Origin of the sequence: Myxococcus sp. MISCRS1 (genome assembly GCF_026626605.1) — a bacterium.
Taxonomy (GTDB): domain Bacteria; phylum Myxococcota; class Myxococcia; order Myxococcales; family Myxococcaceae; genus Myxococcus; species Myxococcus fulvus.
Window position 1 is genome coordinate 5,097,805 of record NZ_JAPNKB010000001.1, and the last position, 18,196, is coordinate 5,116,000.

The 18,196-nt window shown below is 71.5% G+C and carries 14 protein-coding genes; 10 read left to right on the forward strand and 4 right to left on the reverse strand.

What is annotated here, in order from left to right; translation table 11 throughout:
- Nucleotides 1-17 precede the first annotated feature (17 nt).
- A complete protein-coding gene (locus OWM54_RS20140; protein WP_223782084.1) occupies nucleotides 18-1,181 on the forward strand; it encodes a 4-hydroxy-3-methylbut-2-enyl diphosphate reductase in 1,164 nt (387 codons plus the stop codon).
- Nucleotides 1,182-1,358: 177 nt separating this feature from the next.
- Nucleotides 1,359-1,805 carry a fibril protein gene (locus tag OWM54_RS20145; RefSeq protein ID WP_223752078.1) on the forward strand — a complete coding sequence of 149 codons (447 nt, stop codon included), beginning with the start codon at nucleotides 1,359-1,361 and terminating at the stop codon, nucleotides 1,803-1,805.
- A gap of 30 nt (nucleotides 1,806-1,835) precedes the next feature.
- Here the strand turns inward: OWM54_RS20145 and OWM54_RS20150 are convergent, their stop codons facing one another.
- Entirely contained in the window at nucleotides 1,836-3,608 is a 1,773-nt protein-coding gene (locus OWM54_RS20150) for a DUF885 domain-containing protein (protein ID WP_223782083.1), read from the reverse strand.
- A 234-nt stretch (nucleotides 3,609-3,842) separates the two neighbouring features.
- Nucleotides 3,843-4,418, reverse strand: a complete 576-nt coding sequence (locus tag OWM54_RS20155) for a peroxiredoxin-like family protein (RefSeq protein ID WP_223782082.1) — start codon at nucleotides 4,416-4,418, stop codon at nucleotides 3,843-3,845.
- A gap of 71 nt (nucleotides 4,419-4,489) precedes the next feature.
- On the opposite strand from OWM54_RS20155, the gene OWM54_RS20160 reads away from it, so the two are divergent.
- Together OWM54_RS20160 and OWM54_RS20165 are read left to right on the forward strand one after the other, a co-directional pair.
- Complete coding sequence (locus OWM54_RS20160) at nucleotides 4,490-5,431, forward strand: LysR family transcriptional regulator (RefSeq protein ID WP_267698529.1); 942 nt, start codon at nucleotides 4,490-4,492, stop codon at nucleotides 5,429-5,431.
- A gap of 106 nt (nucleotides 5,432-5,537) precedes the next feature.
- Complete coding sequence (locus OWM54_RS20165; protein WP_267698530.1) at nucleotides 5,538-7,415, forward strand: SulP family inorganic anion transporter; 1,878 nt, start codon at nucleotides 5,538-5,540, stop codon at nucleotides 7,413-7,415.
- A 7-nt stretch (nucleotides 7,416-7,422) separates the two neighbouring features.
- Here OWM54_RS20165 and OWM54_RS20170 read toward each other — a convergent pair whose 3' ends face one another.
- Together OWM54_RS20170 and OWM54_RS20175 are read right to left on the reverse strand one after the other, a co-directional pair.
- Nucleotides 7,423-7,893 (reverse strand): MgtC/SapB family protein, encoded by a 471-nt coding sequence (locus tag OWM54_RS20170; protein ID WP_223752083.1) that lies wholly within the window; start codon nucleotides 7,891-7,893, stop codon nucleotides 7,423-7,425.
- 22 nt (nucleotides 7,894-7,915) lie between these two features.
- Nucleotides 7,916-9,322 carry a DUF2254 domain-containing protein gene (locus tag OWM54_RS20175; RefSeq protein ID WP_420715338.1) on the reverse strand — a complete coding sequence of 469 codons (1,407 nt, stop codon included), beginning with the start codon at nucleotides 9,320-9,322 and terminating at the stop codon, nucleotides 7,916-7,918.
- A gap of 521 nt (nucleotides 9,323-9,843) precedes the next feature.
- On the opposite strand from OWM54_RS20175, the gene OWM54_RS20180 reads away from it, so the two are divergent.
- From OWM54_RS20180 to OWM54_RS20205, 6 genes are all read left to right on the forward strand, one after another.
- Entirely contained in the window at nucleotides 9,844-12,561 is a 2,718-nt protein-coding gene (locus OWM54_RS20180) for an AsmA family protein (RefSeq protein WP_267698531.1), read from the forward strand.
- A 219-nt stretch (nucleotides 12,562-12,780) separates the two neighbouring features.
- Nucleotides 12,781-14,052 (forward strand): NAD(P)/FAD-dependent oxidoreductase, encoded by a 1,272-nt coding sequence (locus OWM54_RS20185; protein WP_267698532.1) that lies wholly within the window; start codon nucleotides 12,781-12,783, stop codon nucleotides 14,050-14,052.
- Between the two features lie 49 nt (nucleotides 14,053-14,101).
- A complete protein-coding gene (locus OWM54_RS20190) occupies nucleotides 14,102-15,385 on the forward strand; it encodes a sigma-54 interaction domain-containing protein (RefSeq protein WP_267698533.1) in 1,284 nt (427 codons plus the stop codon).
- Between the two features lie 174 nt (nucleotides 15,386-15,559).
- Complete coding sequence (locus tag OWM54_RS20195) at nucleotides 15,560-16,270, forward strand: MBL fold metallo-hydrolase (protein ID WP_267698534.1); 711 nt, start codon at nucleotides 15,560-15,562, stop codon at nucleotides 16,268-16,270.
- 114 nt (nucleotides 16,271-16,384) lie between these two features.
- Entirely contained in the window at nucleotides 16,385-16,987 is a 603-nt protein-coding gene (locus OWM54_RS20200; protein WP_223752088.1) for a rhodanese-like domain-containing protein, read from the forward strand.
- Complete coding sequence (locus OWM54_RS20205; protein WP_267698535.1) at nucleotides 16,984-18,174, forward strand: sulfite exporter TauE/SafE family protein; 1,191 nt, start codon at nucleotides 16,984-16,986, stop codon at nucleotides 18,172-18,174. Before OWM54_RS20200 ends, OWM54_RS20205 begins: the two co-directional genes overlap by 4 nt.
- Nucleotides 18,175-18,196 lie beyond the last annotated feature (22 nt).

Sequence of the window (18,196 nt, forward strand, 5' to 3'; positions counted from 1 at the left end):
ATCGAAGGAGCCTCACCATGCGCCGAGCGTCGTCCTCGTGGTTGTTGTGTGTCCTCATGCTGGTGGCCAGCGCCGCGTCCGCCGCGAGCGAACTGCGCGGGACGTGGAGCGCGTCCACGCACGAGAAGTCCCCCGACAAGCTCCACCTCAACCTGAGCCACCCCGAGGACGAGCGGAAGGGACGGGGGCGGCTGGGCTTCACCGAGTCCCGCGCCTCCTTCCAGGGCCTGTCCACCGGTGACGGCCCGGCCACCTTCACCCTGCCGCGCGAGGCGGGCACGTTCGCCTTCACCGGGAGCTTCCAGGACGGCGAGGGCGCGGGCCACTACCGCTTCACCTCCAGCGATTCCTATCTCAAGGCCATGGCCTCGCTCGGTTACGCCTCGCTGACGCCGAACCAGCAGTTCCAGCTCGCCGCCACGGGCGTCACCACCCAGCGCATCAAGGACCTGGGGGCCGCGGGCTACAAGGACATCCCCGTCGAGAAGCTGCTGATGGTGGGCATCTTCGACATCACGCCCGAGTACGTGAAGGAGCTGTCGAGGCTGGGCTACGACAAGCTGGACCTGGATGAGCTGGTGCAGGGCCGCATCCACGGCGTCACGCCGCAGCGGGTGAAGGAGCTGGCGGACGCGGGCTACGCGAAGCTTTCGTGGGACGACCTCATCGCCATGAACATCCACGGCGTCACGCCCGCCTTCGTGAAGGAGATGAAGGAGCTGGGCTTCAAGGACGTGGGTCCCGAGAACATCGTCTCGCTGCGCATCCACGGCGTCAGCGCGGACTTCGCCCGGCAGATGCGCGAGCTGGGCTTCCAGGACCTCGCGGCCGACACGCTGGTCAACTTCCGCATCCACGGCGTCACGCCGGACTTCGTGAAGGAGATGCGCGGGATGGGCTTCCAGGATTTGGGCCCGGACGAGCTGGTCAACTTCCGCGTCCACGGCGTGAAGCCCGCCTTCGTGAAGGAGATGCGCGAACTGGGCTTCGCGAAGCTCACGTCGGACGAGCTGGTCAACTTCCGCATCCACGGCGTCACGGCGGACTTCGTGAAGAAGCTGCGCGACGCGGGCTACACGAACATCACGCCGGAGGAGCTGGTGCGCCTGCGCATCCACGGTATCGACGAGACGTTCATGCGCGCCATGTCCAAGGGCGACAAGGCGAAGGGCGGGAAGTAGACGGCGCCCGGTTCTGGAAGGACCAGGGGGCGCCGGGGCCGGGGCGCTCGGGCGGGCGGGGGCCCGCCGCCAGGGCGTGGGAGCGTCGACTGGACGACGGAACGCGGGGGGAAGGCCGTGCACGCGCCGGACACCGGCCACACCTTCGCCGCGGGTGGCGTGGAGGAGGTGGGTGCAATGGTGTCACTGCGAATCGCGTGTGTCGGGTTGCTGGCGCTTTCGGCGTGTTCCTCGTCGAGGCCCTCGGTGGTGAGGGCCCCCCGGCAGGAGGCCGCGCCCGTCGCGACCTTCCCGGACGAGGGAGGCACCTACGGCTACCGCGCGGAGGACCCGGTGCGGGTGGGCTGGGGCAACCCGGGCATCCTGGCCTTCTTCGAGCTGCTGCGCGGCCCCCAGGGACAGCGCGTGGCCTGGAAGCGGCTGGGGCCGTGTGACGAGGGCCCCTCGCGGGAGTACGCGGACCTGGTGATGTTCGAGGTGAGCTACGACGGGCTGGGGCTCCCGGTGCGCATGTACCTGGACCCCAACCACGGGGCGTCCATCCGCGCGCCCCGGGGCTTCACCATCGAGGGCCTGTCCTCGCGCGACACGCCCCAGACGCCCGAGGACGTCATCGAGCTGTAGTCGCGCGAGGCGTCGGGCGCGGGTGCTCGGCTACTCCAGCGACGGCGCCTCGTCGCCGGGGATGAGCACCTTGCGCGCGAGCGACACGGGCAGGCCCAGCTGCAGGAAGCGGTCGTGGAAGTCCTTCAGCACGAACTTCTTGCCGCTCGCCTCCAGGTGCTTCTTGTAGTCCTCGCGCAGCTTCAGAATCTGCATGCGGCCCAGCGCGTAGTACAGGTACGTGGGGTTGGAGGTGCCGCGCTCCACCTCGCGCAGCGCGGGGAAGGGCTCGAAGTAGGCAATCTCCGCGTAGCGCTTCGCCACGGCCTCCACCGGCTCGTTGTACACGTGCAGCGCGAGCGCCGCGTACCAGCGCGCGTGACGCTGGAGCGCGCGGCGCAGCTGGCCCAGGCGCACCGCCGGGTCACCCTGCCCCAGGCCCTCGTCCACCATCATCTGCTCGGCGTAGTGGGCCCAGCCCTCCACCACGGAGGCGGGGGTGAAGACCTTGCGCACGTCGGTGGGAATCTTCGCCCCGTAGAGCAGCTGCACGAAGTGGCCGGGCATGGCCTCGTGCACGGTGATGCCCAGCAGGCCCGCGCGGTTGAAGTACGTCAGGTGCTGCGCCTTCTCCTCGGTGGACCACTCCGCCTCCACGTTGGTGATGTTGTAGTAGGCCTCCTGGGCCTTGCTCTCGAAGGGGCCCGGCGTGTCCATGGACGCGAAGCCCAGCCGTTCGTACGGGGGCGTCTCGCGCACGGACGGCAGCGAGTCCGAGGGCAGCGTGAGGATGTCCTTCTCCCGCACGAAGCGCTGCAGCTCCACCAGCTGCTGGCGCGCCAGGGGGATGAGCTCCTCGGCCTGCGGGTGGTCCTTCACCAGCGCGGCCATCACCTCGGCGGGGGACTTCGTCGGGTCCACCTTGGCCGTCTCGCGCGCCACCCAGGCCTGGTACTCGCGGATGGCCCGCTCGTTGATGTCGCGCAGCTGGTCCGCGTTCAGCGTGATGTGCTCCTCCAGGGCCAGCTTCTTCTCGAACCGCTCGCGGCCCAGGCGGAAGTCACCGGTGGCGCGGGGGAGCAAATCCCGCTCCAGCCACGCGGTGAAGGCCTCCATCTGCTCGAGCGCCTTGGCGCGCGCGGCGTCGAACTCCTGGCGCTCGGCGGGGGGCAGCTTGTCGGCGCCCTGGGCCTCGAGCGCGCGAGGCAGGTCCACGCGCAGGTACACCTGGGTGCCGCGCGCGTCGCGGATGGCCTGCTCGGCCCACAGGCGGGGCACGTCCTGGAGGTTCGCCTTGGCGGCCTCGAGCACGCGGGGGATGTCGTTCATGCGCGAGCGCATGTCCATCATCCGCTCGGACAGGGGCGCGAAGTCGCGCGAGGACAGGCTGGACAGTCCACCGGAGACGAGCCCCACGTAGGCGCCCGGGTTGCGGCGCCAGACGCGCTCCTCCTCCAGCTCCAGCAGCTCCGCGCGGATGGCGTTCTCCAGCACCACGCCGTCGACGGCGTCGTCACCGGTGAGGGCCGAGCAGTTCACCTGCTCCAGCCGGGTGAGCCAGCCGCGCAGCGCCTCCGCCTTCCGGTCGAGCGCGACCTGCGAGACGTCCTGCAGGTGGGCGTCGTGCTTGTGGAAGCCCAGGCGCGTGGCGCGCACGGGGTTGGCGGCGGAGAACCAGTCGAGGTACTCGCGGATGAAGTGGGAGTAGGCGGTGGTGGCCGCGTGCGAGGGCGTGGGGAGGGAGGACGCATCCCTTCCTTCCTTCGGGCGCGAGGCACACGCGCAGACACTGGCCAGCAGGACGACGGCGACACGGATACGCATGAGGGCTCTCATCGAGATTGACGGGCCCCAGTGTCCGCACTGTGCGCCGGAAGGGGTAGGCGGAAACAAGGGCAGACGTCGGAGGCCGTCCTGCGCTCAACCCGCCACGTCGCCCCCGAGGTCACGGTTGACCGTGTGGTGAATCACCCTTGCGTGTCCGCGCCCGTGGGTCCGTCGTGCGGCGGACGCTCGCGTGTCAGGATGCGTTCTCGTCGTGACGACGAAGTGAGCCCCTCACGAGGCGCGAGCCTCCTGGCCCCTCGCGGTCCGCGCGAGCGCGAGCACGTCCTCCACCTCCCAGTGGTCATCCGCGTGGCGTCCCCGATGGAGGGCGAGCACCCGCCCCGTGGCATCCAGGAGGAAGTCCGCGGGCAGCCCCTGGGCCCCGCCTTCCCCCGCGAAGGGATTCGAGGGGACGGAGGCCAGCCCCTTCACGGCCGCCAGCATGGCCCGCGGATGGAGCGCTGAGACCCGGGACTGCTCCACCCCGAAGTGTCGGTACCAACGACGCTCCGGGTCCGGCACCACGGGGAAGGGCAGGTCCCCCTGATAGGGGCGCATGGACGCCTCGGTGGAGTGGAAGAACGCCACCGGGTGGACCCCCTCCGCCTCCAGCCGCTCCCGGGCGGCGGCGAACCTGCGCACGTGCAGGTTGCAGATGGGGCAGCCCGCGAACCGCCGGAACTGCAGGTGCGTGAGCGCGCCGGCGCTCCGCAGCGGGAGCTCCAGCGAGCCCTGGGTGAGCGTGGTGACGAGGAAGGGGGCGATGACCTCGCCGACCTGGAGACGGGAGCGCTTGTTGGAGTCCATTCGCGCAACCTAGCGACGCGGGGCTCCATCGCGCTGCTTCATCTCCGACATGAGCATCATGGCATCATTCGATGATGCGCTTCGACCGCCTCGACCCCTCGCACCTCCACGCGCTGCAGGTCCTGCTGGAGGAGCGGCACGTCACGCGCGCCGCCCGGCGCCTCGGCATCAGCCAGTCCTCCCTGAGCCATCGGCTGCGGCGCCTGCGCGAGTCGCTGGGTGACCCCTTGCTGGTGCGCTCGGGCCCGGGGCTCGTGCCCACGCCGCGCGCGGAGGCCATCGCCCCCCGGCTCACCGAGGCCCTCCGGGCACTCGAGGCCGCCGTGAGCCTCCCGGCGGAGTTCGACCCGGCGAAGTACACCGGGGCGCTGACGCTGGTGATGCCGGACCTGTTCGTCCCCGTGCTCTCGAACCTCCTCGCCGCCCTCCAGCGGACGGCCCCGGGGCTGAGCCTGCGCGCGCGGCCCCTGTCTCCGGAGCTGCCGCGACTGCTCGCCGAGGGCCCGCTGTGCCTCGCGCTCGCGCCCTCGCACTTCGCGGACGCCACCACCCACGCGCGACTGCTGGCCGAGCCGCGGTTCGCCGTCGTCGGACGCCGAGGCCACCCGGCGCTGCGCCAGCGCCTGACGCTCTCGCGCTGGCTGGCCCATGGGCACGTCGTCGTCCATGTCGGCGGCGAGCGGGTCAACCCCCTGGCGGAGCTGCTCGCGCGCCAGGGGCTGCGGCGGCACGTCGCCCTGGAGGCGCCGTCGTTCCTCTCCGGACTCCAGGCGCTGGCCCACTCGGACCTGCTGATGAACGTCCCCATGCCGCTCTTCGCTGACGCCATCCGCGCGCTGGACCTGGAGACCTGCCCACCTCCCATCGCCCTGCCGCGCGTCCGCTTCGCCATGCAGTGGCACGAGCGCTTCCAGCACGACGCCGCGCACCGGTGGGTGCGGGACCAGGTCTTCTCGGCGGTCCGCCCGCTGCTCCACAAGCCCGGCGCATCCCCGGGCGCGCGCGCCACCTGAGCGCTCGCGCCCACCCGGCTCCCTGGCCGCCCCGTCCCATCGGGCGATGCCCGCGAGGGGTGCGCTCTCCAATGTGCGGGGACCCGATGGGCCGGAGGGCCGCCGCATGTCCACGCATCCTCAGCGACACACCTCCCACGCGCGCCCTCTCGCCCGCCACCTGCCCTTCCTCGCCTGGCTCCCCGCGTGGCGCCCCAGCTCGCTCAAGCGCGACCTGGTGGCGGCGCTCACCATCACCGCGCTGCAGATACCGGAGGCCATGGCCTACGCGGAGCTGGCGGGCGTCCCGCCGCAAGCCGCCTTCTACGCCGGCCCGGTGGCGCTGGTGCTCTACGCCCTGCTGGGCACGTCGCGCCAGCTCGTCGTCGCCATCTCCGCCACGGTGGCCGTGCTCTCCGCGTCCACGGTGGCGAGCCTCGCCGAGAGCGGCACCCCGCGCTTCATCGCGCTGACGGCCGCGCTCGCGATGCTCGCCGGGGTCATCTCCATCCTGGCCGGCGTGCTCAAGCTGGGCCGCATCGCCCAGTTCTTCTCCGACTCACTCCTCACGGGCTTCGTCTTCGGGCTCGCGCTCGTCATCGCCATCAAGCAGGTGCCCAAGCTGCTCGGCATCCAGGCCGGGAGCGGCAACTTCTTCGAGCGGCTCTGGGACCTCGTCACCCACCTGCCGCAGACACACCCGCTCACGCTCGTCGTCGGCGCGGTGAGCCTGGGGCTGTTGCTCGTGCTGGGCCGCTGGGTGCCCAGGCTGCCCGCGTCCCTCGTGGTGCTCGTGCTGGGCACCGCGTGCATCGGCATGCTGGGACTCCAGGGCCACGGCGTGAAGGTGGTGGGCGACATCCCCTCGGGCCTCTCCGGTCCCGCGATTCCCGACGTCGGCTTGAAGGACCTGCTGGGCCTGCTGCCGGGGGCGTGCGGCATCGCGCTGGTCACCTTCGCGGAGGCCATCGGCCCCGCGCGTGTGCTCGCATCGAAGCACCGCTACGAGGTGGACGCGAACCAGGAGCTCATCGGCCTGGGCGCGGCCAACCTGGGCGCCGGGCTCTTCCGCGGGCTCTCCGTGGGCTGCAGCCTGTCGAAGTCCGCGGCCAACGACGCGGCCGGCGCGCGCACGCAGATGCCCAGCCTGCTCGCCGCGGCCCTGCTCGCGCTGGTGGCGCTCTTCTTCACGCCCCTGTTCCGCACGCTGCCGGAGGCCACCCTGGCCGCCATCGTGGTCCTGGCCACCGCGGGGATGATGGACGTGAAGCAGATGCGCCGCCTCTTCGCGCTGCGCCGCACCGACTTCCTGCTGGCCATGGGCGCGCTGCTGAGCGTCCTCGTGCTCGACGTGCTCCCCGGGTTGATGGTGTCGGTGGGGCTCTCGGTGGCCTTCCTCGTGTGGCGGGCGAGCCAGCCCCGGCTGAGCGAGCTGGGCCGCGTCCCGGGCACCCTGGACTTCGCCGACATCCACCGCCGCCCGGCGCCCTTGCGCGTCCCGGGCCTGCTGATACTCCGGCCGAACGAGGGCATCTTCTTCGCCAACGCCACCGCGCTGCGCGACGCCGTCATCGCGCACGTGAACCAGTCGAGCGCGCCCGTGCACACGGTGCTGCTGGACCTGGAGGTGACGGCGGACCTGGACGTGCCCGGCGCGGACATGCTCGGTGAGCTGAAGGAGTCGCTCGACCAGCGCGACATCACGCTGATGTTGTCCCGCGTGCTCGCGCCCACCCAGGCCCTGCTGGACAGGACCGGGGTGACGGACCGCCTGGGCGACGGGGACCTCCAGCCGCAGACGCTCAACGGCGTCATCGAGTACCTCACCCGCAGGGCCCACCACTCGGAGGAGGAGTGGGCCCTCATCCGGGATGGGCTCCACCGCCTGGGCGAGCTCGTCGACGAGGCACACGACTCCTCGGAGGATGAGGCGGAGCGCCGACGGCTGGAGCAGCTGCGTCGCACCCTCGCGCGGCTCGACACGTCCCACGGCCCTCCGAAGTGACGGCGGCTCAGCGCGGCGGGTCCTCCTTCTGCTCCCCACGCAGCTCGCGCATGATTCTGCGGCGGTGGAAGACGCGAATCTCCAGCAGCCCCACCAGCCAGCTCGTCACGGAGATGCCGGGCGCCACGCAAGCGGCGAGCAACGGGTTGCCCAGCGCGGCCTCACAGCCCACCGCCGCGGCAATCCAGATGGAGGCGGCCGTCGTGATGCCGAAGATGGCGCTCCCCCGCTTGAGCACGCTCGCCGCGCCCACGAACCCGATGCCGGAGGCCACGCCCTGGATGATGCGCAGCGCCTCCCCGGGGGTCGCCATCAGGTTCGCCCCGGAGGTGCAGAAGAGGGCGGCGCCCAACGTCACCAGGTAGTGCGTCCGGACCCCGCCCGGCCGCTTGCGGTACGGCAGCCCCAGGACGATGCCGGCCCCCCCGGCCACGAGCAGCCGGACCAGAATCTCTCCACTCCCGAACTCGGCCGCCATCCCTGACTCCTCGCGCGCCCGCTCAGAAACCGATGGCTGGAAGCGGTGGCATGGGCCCTCCGTCGAGCGCCCGCTCCAGCGCCTCGGCGTGCCGCTGAAGCAGCGGGCCCACCCCGACGCCCTGTCCCGCCGCCCGCTCCGCGACGGTCGGGATGGAGCGCAGCAGCTCGCGCGCCGCGGACCGGTCCTCCGCGTCCCGCGCGCGCTGCCCCACGGCCGCGGCCAGGCGCATGAGCCGCAGCGCCACGGTGGGCTCCGAGGCGCCATAGCGCAGGAGCGGCTCCGCGACCGACGCCAGGTAGTCCCGCAGCGTGGGGCCGTGCAGGAACACGCGCGGCGTCCCGGCGTCGTCCGCCAGCACCCGGGGCCCCAGGCGCATCGGGCTCAGCTCGCACAGGAGGAACGTGAGCTGGTCCAGCGCCTCGACGGCGGTGTACGGGTCATTGACGCCAGGGGACAAGGCCTTGAGGGCCACGTCCACCAGCTGCCGCACGCCCAGGGCGATGTCCCGGTCCTCGTCCCGCCAGTGGTCCAGGCGGATGGCGCGGCCCATCGCCTCCACCAGCTCCCGCCGCGAGGGGGGCCCTCGGGAAGGCTCCACCTCGACCTGGCCGACCTGCTCACCCCGAATCACCGGCTCGCCGATGGCGCGCTCCAGATGGATGACCCAGCGCTTCGTCGTCGCCACCTCCAGCAGGGCCTTCGCATCGACGGCGGCGATGAAGCCGTCACCAGGGCTTCGCAGCGGCATCGCCACCGCCGCGCGAACACGCGCGGGAGGTGGCGCCTCCAGGTCCCCCTCGCGGAACCGCTCGAGCTCGCGCGCGACCGTCAGCGTCTCCTGACGCACCCGCCGGACCAGGTTCTCCACGCGCATGAGCTGGAAGGTCTGGAGCACCTGGAAGACGAGCGCCCCCTCGCAGGCGATGAGCAGCAGCATGGCCAGGGCGAGCGCCGGTCGCGGCATGCGCTCCAGCCCCGAGACGAACCCGAACTCATGCGCCGCCACGAGGCAGAAGACGCTCGTGGCCACGAACACCGGGATGACCACGCGGATGCCAGTGCCATGCAGATACAGACGCAATAGACGTGGCGAATACTGCCCCGCGGCGTTCTGCACCACGAGCATGGACAAGGACAGCACGATGCTCAGCGAGGTCAGCGCGATGCCCAGCACCGCGGAGAGCATGCCGCGCGCCTCGGCGGCCGTGGCCCGCCAGGCCGCGCCACTCAGCAGGCGGGGCAGGAGGGTCGGGGAGGGCTCCACCAGGAGCACGGCCAGACAGGCGCCGAGAGCGGCTCCCACGACGGGCGGAATCCAGGACTGGTGACGCACCCGTCCGCGCAGGGGCAAGGCCTCTCGCGGCCGGGCCCGCATCCCTTGCCCCGGCCGTGCCTCCGCCCGCGCAAACGCCTGTGCGCCCGCCATGTGCGTCACCTCCGTGCCATGCGCCCCGCCCCTGCCCGACCCCAGCCCCTCTTCGTCGAAGCTGGGCCCCCACGGAGGCGGGCACAACGCGGGCCCGGCCCGCGAGACGAGCGTCCGCACCGCCCGTGAGCGCCCCATACCTGCCTCGACGAGCCCCACCACCTGGGAGGCGGCCTCGCGGTAACACCTCTGCCCACCTCGAAAGCGGGAGCACACCCCTTCCCTCGCGGCGCGCCCGTGGATACCTGGAGCGTGTTGGGTGGCAAGGAGGCGCCAGAGGGCCGGCTGGCGCCTCCGCTCTCGCCCCCGGGACGACCGGACGGGCCCCGCGCCCTGGCGGCGTGCATTTCCAGCCCCCTCCACCGTCCCGGGATGAGATGAGGCCCCCGCCGAGCCACCCCGATACGTGGCCGCGCCAGACGCGTGCGGCACGCCCCGGGCTGGGCTAAGCGTCCCGACGTGAGCCCAGGCTCCGCGCCGGGCCGAGACCCGGGGCCGCTCACCTGAGGAGGAACCAAGCGATGTCCGACGTCGTGAAGAAGAAGCGCCGCTGGCCGTACGTGCTCGGGGGAGTCTTCGCGCTCCTCGTCGTCGCCGTGCTCGTGGTGCTCTGGCGGCTCGACGCCATCCTGCTGAAGACGGCCAGGGAGCAGGCCGCCACGTATTCGCAGAAGCTGGGCCGCCCGATTGAAATCGGCGACATCTCCACCCAGCTCTTCCCCAGCGTGGGCGCGGTGGTGGAGGACGTCTCCATCGGCGCCGCGGAGGGCGAGGACCTGCCGCTCGCGACGCTCGCCAAGGTGGACGTCAGCGTGGCCGTGGGCCCGCTGCTCTCCTCGAGCGGCAAGGACATCCAGGTGAAGAACGCCGAGGTGTCCGGCCTCACCGTCAACGTGGTGCGCCTGGCCGACGGCACCACCAACGTGCAGCGCCTGCTCCAGCGCCTGGAGGAGCAGTCCCCTCCCGAGGAGCCGAAGCCCGAGGAGGAGTCGAAGCCCACGGACCTGTCCGGCGTGCACGTGGAGCGCGCGGCGCTCACCGACGGCACCATCCGCTTCGTCGACCGCGCCGGGGGACAGGGCGCGCGCGAGCTGGCGGTGAAGGACCTGGACATCGAGGTGAAGGACCTGCGCGCCGGCAAGCCGCTGGTGGTGGACCTGGCCGCGGCGGTGCTCGCGGAGAAGCAGAACCTGAAGCTCTCGCTGCACGCGGCCCCGCTGCCGCCCACGCTGATTCCCACGCCGGAGCGCGTGACGCTCAAGGCGGAGAAGATTGACCTGTCCCCGCTGGGTCCCTTCCTGCCGCCCGACGTGGGCCTGCAGGCGGGCACGCTGGACGCGGACTGGAAGGCGGAGCTCGGCGGCGCGGTGCCCGGTGGCAAGGGCCCCACGCGGCTGGTCGGCGCCATCTCCGCGCTGGGCCTGCGCTTCGCGGGCGCCGAGGGTGGCAAGGCGCTGGACGTGGTGCTCGACACGGACGTCGCCGGAGACCTGGCCACGGGGGACTTGTCGCTCGACAAGCTGAAGCTGGACCTGGGCCCGGCGAACATCACCGGCAAGGGCCGCGTGAAGGGCATGCTGTCGGACACGCCGTCGGTGGAGGGCTTCGAGCTGGTGGGGCGCGACCTGGACCCGGCCGTGCTCGCCGAGTACTACCCGCCGCTGAAGAAGCAGCTCCAGGGGATGATTGCCGGTCCCATCGGACTGGACGTGCGCGCCAGCGGGACACAGGCCGCGCAGGCCATCAACGTGTCGGTGGACCTGACGCCGGTGCGCCTGCGGGTGCCCGCGCAGCTCACCAAGGACGCGGGCGGCGCCATGAAGCTCACCGCCAGCCTCACGGGCGCGGCGGCGAGCGGCGGCGCGCTGAAGTTCGACGCGAAGGCGGACCTGTCCGGCGTGGACCTGCGCCCGGGCCTGCTGGTGGACAAGGCCCCGGGCCAGCGGATGGAGCTGGCCGCGGCGGGCACGTACGCGCCCGGCAAGGGCGGCGTGGGCATGAAGGTGGACGTGCCGAAGATGACGGCGAACCTCCTCCAGGACACGGTGACGGGCAGCGCGTCGTTCGCGACGGCGGGCACGGGCAAGAAGCAGACGACGACGTTCTCCGCGGACGTGAAGGCGAACAAGCTGGACGCGGACGCGCTGCTGTTCGACGAGCAGGAGCTGGCGGCGCGCAACGGCGGCACGGTGCCCGCGCCCGAGTCCGCGGAGCTGCCTCCCGAGGACCCCGCGCGCTTCAACGGCTACCGGGGCGACCTCCGCTTCGCGGTGGGCACGCTGCGCTACACGCAGATGGACCTCACCAACGTCACCGGCGTGGTGAAGATGACGGACGACCTCATCACCGTGGAGAAGTTCTCCTCGGGGGTGTTCGGCGGGAAGGTGGTCGCTGACGGGACGAGCATCCGCCTGGGCCCCGCGGCGCCGCAGCGCCCGTTCGAGGCGAAGGTGAAGGTGGAGGGCGTGCAGGTGGCGGACGCCATCGCGCAGGCCACGCCGCACAAGGTGATGACGGGCACGTTCAACGGAAACGTGGACGTGAAGGGCATCGGCTACACGCCGGAGAAGCTCAAGGAGACGCTGCTGGGCGGCATCAGCGGCAACATCCTGGGCGGCACGCTCCTGGGCAAGGACCTGGTGTCGTCCGTCTCCGAGCCGCTCGCCAAGGCGCTCCCCTTCGCCTCCAAGGCGCTCAAGAGCAACGAGGTGACGTCGCTCAGCGAGAACCTGCCCTTCGGCGTGCAGATCAAGAACGGCGTCGCGCAGCTGTCCAAGCCCATCACGTGGACGCGGCCGGAGGCGGCGATGAGCTTCGACGGTGGCATCAAGCTGGACGGCACGCTGGACCTCACGGGCGCGGTGGCGCTGACGCCGTCGACGGTGAAGACGCTGACCTTGGGCAAGGTGACGCCGCCGTCGGACATCCCGGTGGGCCTGAAGTTGACGGGTCCGGCGTGGAAGCCCGAGGTGACGGGCGTGGACGTGAAGCCGGCGGTGACGACGTTGGCGAAGCTGGCAGCGTCCTCGCTCGCGGGCAACCTCATCGGCGGTGAGCGCGGCAAGCAGGTGCAGCAGGCCATCGAGGGCGGCGAGGAGAAGCTGCGCGCCGACGCCGAGGCGAAGCGCAAGGAGATGGAGGCCAAGGCCGAGGAGGAGAAGAAGCGCCTGGAGGCCGAGGCGAAGAAGCGCGCGGAAGAGGAAGCCAAGAAGCGCCTGCGCGGCATCTTCGGGAAGTAGCGCTCCGAGCGCACGCAACGACGGGAGCCCCCACGACCCGGTCGAGCGGACGTCCTCTCCAGGGCGCTCGCTCCTCCGGGCCGTGTTGCATGAAACACCCTGAAACGGTGTGAAACAGCGCCGCGCGCCAGCGCACACACGGGCCGCACTCGGGGACGATGGTGGCATGCGCCCTGCTAAGGCCCCCTGCCGACTTCACCCAGGCAGGGAGCGAGCACGATGGACGCGAGCGAGGACTGCGGCTGCACCGACCCGGCGACGACGCCCATGCCTTACGTGGCACCCGTGAGCGAGCGTCACCGGGTGCTCATCATCGGCGGAGGCACGGCGGGCATCTGCGTGGCGGCGCGGCTCACGAGGCTGGGGCAGAAGGGCGTGGCCATCCTGGAGCCCTCCGAGCGTCACTACTACCAGCCGCTCTGGACGTTGGTGGGCGCGGGCGAGGCGCGCGTCGAGGACACCGTGCGCGACGAGGCCGACCTCATCCCCCGGGGCGTGAAGTGGCTGAAGGACGCCGCGGAGGAGGTGGACCCCGTCCGGCAGGAGGTGCGTACGCGCGGCGGCCTGCGCGTGGGCTACGACTTCCTGGTGGTGGCGCCGGGCATCCAGCTGGACTGGGACAAGGTGCGGGGTCTGCGCGACGCGCTGGAGACCGAGCACGTCAGCAGCAACTACGACGTGAGGCTCGCGCCCAAGACGTGGCGGATGCTCCAGGCGTTCAAGGGCGGCACGGCGCTCTTCACGCATCCGGCCACGCCGGTGAAGTGCGCGGGGGCGCCGCAGAAGATCATGTACCTGGCCGCCGACCACTTCCGACGCACGGGCATCCTGGAGCGCTCGCGGGTGGTGTTCGGCTCGGGGGCGAAGGCCATCTTCGGGGTGCAGCCCTTCGCGCGGGTGCTGGAGGACGTGGTGAAGCGCTACGGCATCCAGACGCACTTCGGACATGACCTGGTCGCGGTGGATGGAGCGCGGCGAGAGGCGACGTTCGAGACGATGCGGGACGGGCAGAAGACACGCGTCACGCTGGGCTACGACCTGCTCCACGTCACGCCGCCGCAGAGCGCGCCGGACTTCATCCGGAACAGTCCGCTCACCTCGCGCGAGGGGGCGTGCAGTGGCTGGGTGCGCGCGGACAAGCACACGCTCCAGCACCCGGTGTTCCCGAACGTCTTCGCGCTCGGGGATGCGTCGGACCTGCCCACGAGTCGCACGGGGGCCGCCATCCGCAAGCAGGCGCCGGTGCTCGTGCGCAACCTGCGCGACGTCATGGCGGGCCGTGCGCCCACCGCGAGGTACGATGGGTATGCCTCGTGTCCGCTGACCACGGGCTACGGGAAGCTGCTGCTCGCGGAGTTCGACTACGACGGCAAGCCCACGCCCAGCTTCCCGCTCATCGACACGATGCAGGAGCGACGGGACATGTGGCTGATGAAGAAGTACGGCCTGCCGCAGCTCTACTGGAAGGGCATGCTGCGCGGGCGGGCGTGAGACACCACGGGCGTGCCCGCGAACCCGCTCCGCGCTATGCACCCGGAGCATGCCCACGTCCCGCCCTCCGCAGCGTCCGCCTCGGCTCGCCCTGTCCGCGCTCGACGCGCTCGCGGGCGCCGTGCTCCTCGTGGACGCGGAGCGCCGCATCGTGGGAGCCACCTCCGCGCTGGAGTCCCAGCTCGGCGCCCCCGTGCGCGAGGGCACACCCCTCACGGAGCTGCTCTCCCTCCAGGGTGACGCCGAGCGCCTGGACGCACTCCTCACCACGGGACGCGAGACGACCACGAAGCTCCGCGCCGGAGGCACCATCCGGGTCCGCGCGACAGCGCTCGGCAAGGACGGCTGGGCGCTCACCGTCCGCCAGGACACCTCCCCTCCCGCCCTGGAGGGCGCCGAGGTGTTCCACGGCCTGTGGACCCAGGATGCGGAGCTGCGCCGCGTCTTCCGCATCGTCGAGAAGGTCGCGCGCACCGAATCGAGCGTGCTCGTGCGAGGCGAGTCCGGCACGGGCAAGGAGCACATCGCGCACGCGCTGCACGAACTGTCCCCTCGCGGCAAGGGCCCCTTCCGAGCCATCAACTGCGCGGCCCTCCCCCCCAACCTCCTGGAGAGCGAACTCTTCGGCCACGTGCGCGGCGCCTTCACCGGCGCGGTGCGAGACAGCCCGGGGCACTTCCGGCTCGCGCACGGCGGCTCGCTCTTCCTCGATGAAGTCGCGGAGCTCCCCCTCGACCTCCAGGCGAAGATGCTGCGAGTCCTCGAGACGCGCACCGTCATCCCCGTGGGTGGCCGCGCCCCCGTCCCCGTGGACGTGCGCATCATCGCCGCCACCCACCGCGCGCTGCGTCGCGAGGTCGAGGCCGGCCGCTTCCGCGCGGACCTCATGTACCGCCTGCGCGTCGTCCCCATCTTCCTCCCCAACTTGAGAGAACGTCGGGGCGACATTCTTCCGCTCGCACTGCGCTTCCTCGACGAGCTGCACCAGCGGGGGACGCGGCGTGTGGAGCGAATCGCGCCTGGCGCGCGCAAGCTGCTCGAGTCCCACGGGTGGCCCGGCAACGTGCGCGAGCTGCGCAACGTCATGGAGTACGCCTACGTCATCGGCGAGGGCCCGGTGCTGCGCGAGGTGGACCTGCCCCCCGAGTTCTCCGAGGCGAAGGCGCTCACCCACCTCCCCGTGGCGACGACCGGCGCCACGCTCGACGAGGAGCAGGTACGCGCGGCCCTCACCCGGGCGGGCGGCAATCGCTCCGAGGCCGCGCGCCTGCTCGGCGTCAGTCGCGTGACACTCTGGCGCCGCCTGCGGACCTTGGGCGAAGCTGCGCGCTGAGCGAGCAACCGTCCTCGAATCCAGGGCGGCCGTTTCACCCAGGTGTTTCACCTGTTTCCCCGAAGTGGGTGCAACGACCGGCGCGCTCGGGCCGTCACTCGGAGCCGCAACGCTGGCATGCGGCTCGCAGTACCGCTGGACATGCGCTGCGACCAACCCAGGAGGGAAGTGGACATGCTCTTCCGGCAGCTCTTCGACTCGGAGTCCTCGACCTATACCTACCTGTTGGCGGACCCGGCGACGCGGGAGGCGGTGCTCATCGACCCCGTGTTGGAGCAGGTGGAGCGGGACACCCGGCTGATGGAGGAGCTGGGGTTGAAGCTGGTGGTGGTGTTGGAGACGCACGTGCACGCGGACCACGTCACCGGCGCCGGGCAGTTGCGCGAGCGCCTGGGCGCCCGGGTGATGGCGTCGGCGAAGGGCGCGCCCTGTGTCGACCGGCAGCTCAAGCACGGCGACGTGGTGCGGGTGGGCCAGCTGGAGCTGCGCGTCCTGGAGACGCCGGGACACACCGACGACAGCCTGAGCTTCCTGTGCGACGGCCGACTGTTCACGGGGGACGCGCTGCTGGTGCGCGGCACGGGCCGCACGGACTTCCAGAATGGAGACCCGGGGCAGCTCTACGACTCCATCACCCGCGAGCTGTTCGTCCTGCCGGACGCGACGGAGGTGTTCCCCGCCCATGACTACGCGGGCTTCACGTCGTCCTCGGTGGGCGAGGAGAAGCGACACAACCCACGCCTCGCGGGCAGGACGCGGGACGACTTCGTGCACTTCATGAAGTCGCGACAGATTCCGCCGCCGCGCAAGCTGGACGTGGCCGTGCCGGCCAATCGCGCCTGCGGTCTCACCGCCCCGGCGGAATCCCAGTCACCGTCCGCGTGATGTGACCCGTGCCCGCTGGGGCACGTCGCCAGTCCCGCACCTCCAGAGCCCCAGCCGCCTCCCCCGAGGGACGCGGAGCGGGGACCCTTTTGCTCGAATCGAAGGAGCCGCAGCTTGAGTCACCTCTACGACAACGCCCCTCCCCGGCCGGAGGGCTATCGCGACGTGGACGTCCAGCAGCTCGCGACCGGGCGGTCCCCGGGGCTGCACCTGGTGGACGTGCGCGAGCCCGTCGAGCTGGATGGGATTCTGGGTCACCTCGAGGGCGTGCATCCGGCGCCGCTCGCCACCCTGCGCGAGGCGGCGACGTTGTGGCCGAGGGACACGGAGGTGCTGCTCATCTGTCGCTCGGGTGCGAGGTCCGCGAAGGCGGCCACGCAGTTGGTGGGGATGGGCTTCACGCGGGTGATGAACCTGGCGGGCGGGATGCTCGCGTGGAACGCGCATGCGCTGCCGGTGGTGCGACTGACGACGGAGCCGCTCCCGAACCTCGGGCAGGTGGGAGACACCCTGCGCGCGAGGCTCACGGGGATGCGCGTGCCCGCGGTGGAGTCGCTGCCACCGGAGCCCTCTCGCGAGGAACTGGGTGCGGTGCTGGATGCGCTCCAGGCAGAGCCGCCGAAGGAGCGAGGAGACGCGGCGGCGTTCGAGAAGACGCTGCGAGAGGTCCGGGACCTGCTCGCGGTCGCGAAGCCTGGAGGAGGCAGTCGTCCATGATGTGGGCCGTGGGGATGGCGGGCGCGTTGCTCGTGGGAGTGTTGCTGGGGTTGCTGGGAGGCGGGGGCTCCATCCTCACGGTGCCGCTCCTGGTGTACGTGCTGGGAGTGGAGCCGCGCACGGCCATCGCCATGTCCCTGGTGGTGGTGGGCGTCACGAGCGCGAGCGGCGCGCTGCTGCATGCGCGAGCGGGCCGGGTGCGGTGGCGCACGGCGCTCCTGTTCGGAGCGGGAGGGATGGCGGGGGCGTTCCTGGGAGGAAAGCTCAACCCGCTCCTGTCGCCCACGATGTTGCTGCTGTGCTTCGCGGGGGTGATGGTCGCGGCCTCGGTCGCCATGCTGCTGCGCTCGGATGCACCTACGCCGGTGACGAGCGGCCACGTCACGGCCGACCTCTCGGAAGCACGAGCGACCTCCGGACAAGTCGAGCCGAGCACCTCGTTCGCTGCCGACCAGCACGAGCAGCCCACCGAGAAACGTCGTCCCACGAGTGTCGAGAGCGAATCCTCCGTCTCCATGGGGCACACCAAGAAGCCCCGTCCCGCGAGCATCGAGAGCGCTCCCTCCGTGTCCATGGAGCACGCCGAGAAGCCACGTCCCGCGAGCATCGCGAACGGGTTCCCCGCCTCCGTGGGGCGCACCGAGAAGCCACATCCCGCGAGCATCGCGAGCGGCGCATCCGTCTCCGTGATGCGAGTGGTGGCGCAGGGAGTGGGCGTGGGAATCCTTTCAGGGCTCGTGGGCGCGGGAGGCGGCTTCCTCATCGTCCCCGCGCTCACGTTGGTCGGCCTGTCCACGCCGATGGCCACCGCCACCTCGCTGGTGGTCATCGCGCTCCAGTGCGCCGCGGGTCTCATCGGCCATCTGGGCCATGCGGAGCTCCCCTGGCGCCTCACGGGCGAGGTCCTCGCCATCGCCCTCGTGGGGAGCATGCTCGGTGGAAGATTCGCCGGACGCGTGGCCCCTGGAGTCCTGCGCCGAGGCTTCGCCCTCTTCGTTCTCGCCACCGCGACGTTCCTGCTCCTGGCCCAACTCCCGCGCACCGTGCTCGGCGACCTGACACAACGACTGGCCAGCGCGGGAGCCTGGCCCTGGCTCGTCCTGGCGACCGGCGTGGGGCTCTCCATCCTCATGGTGCGAAAGCACCTGCGCACGGCCCGCCAGCGAACCACTGCGCGAGGGCTCTGACACCCAGACACCTCCGCGCGGA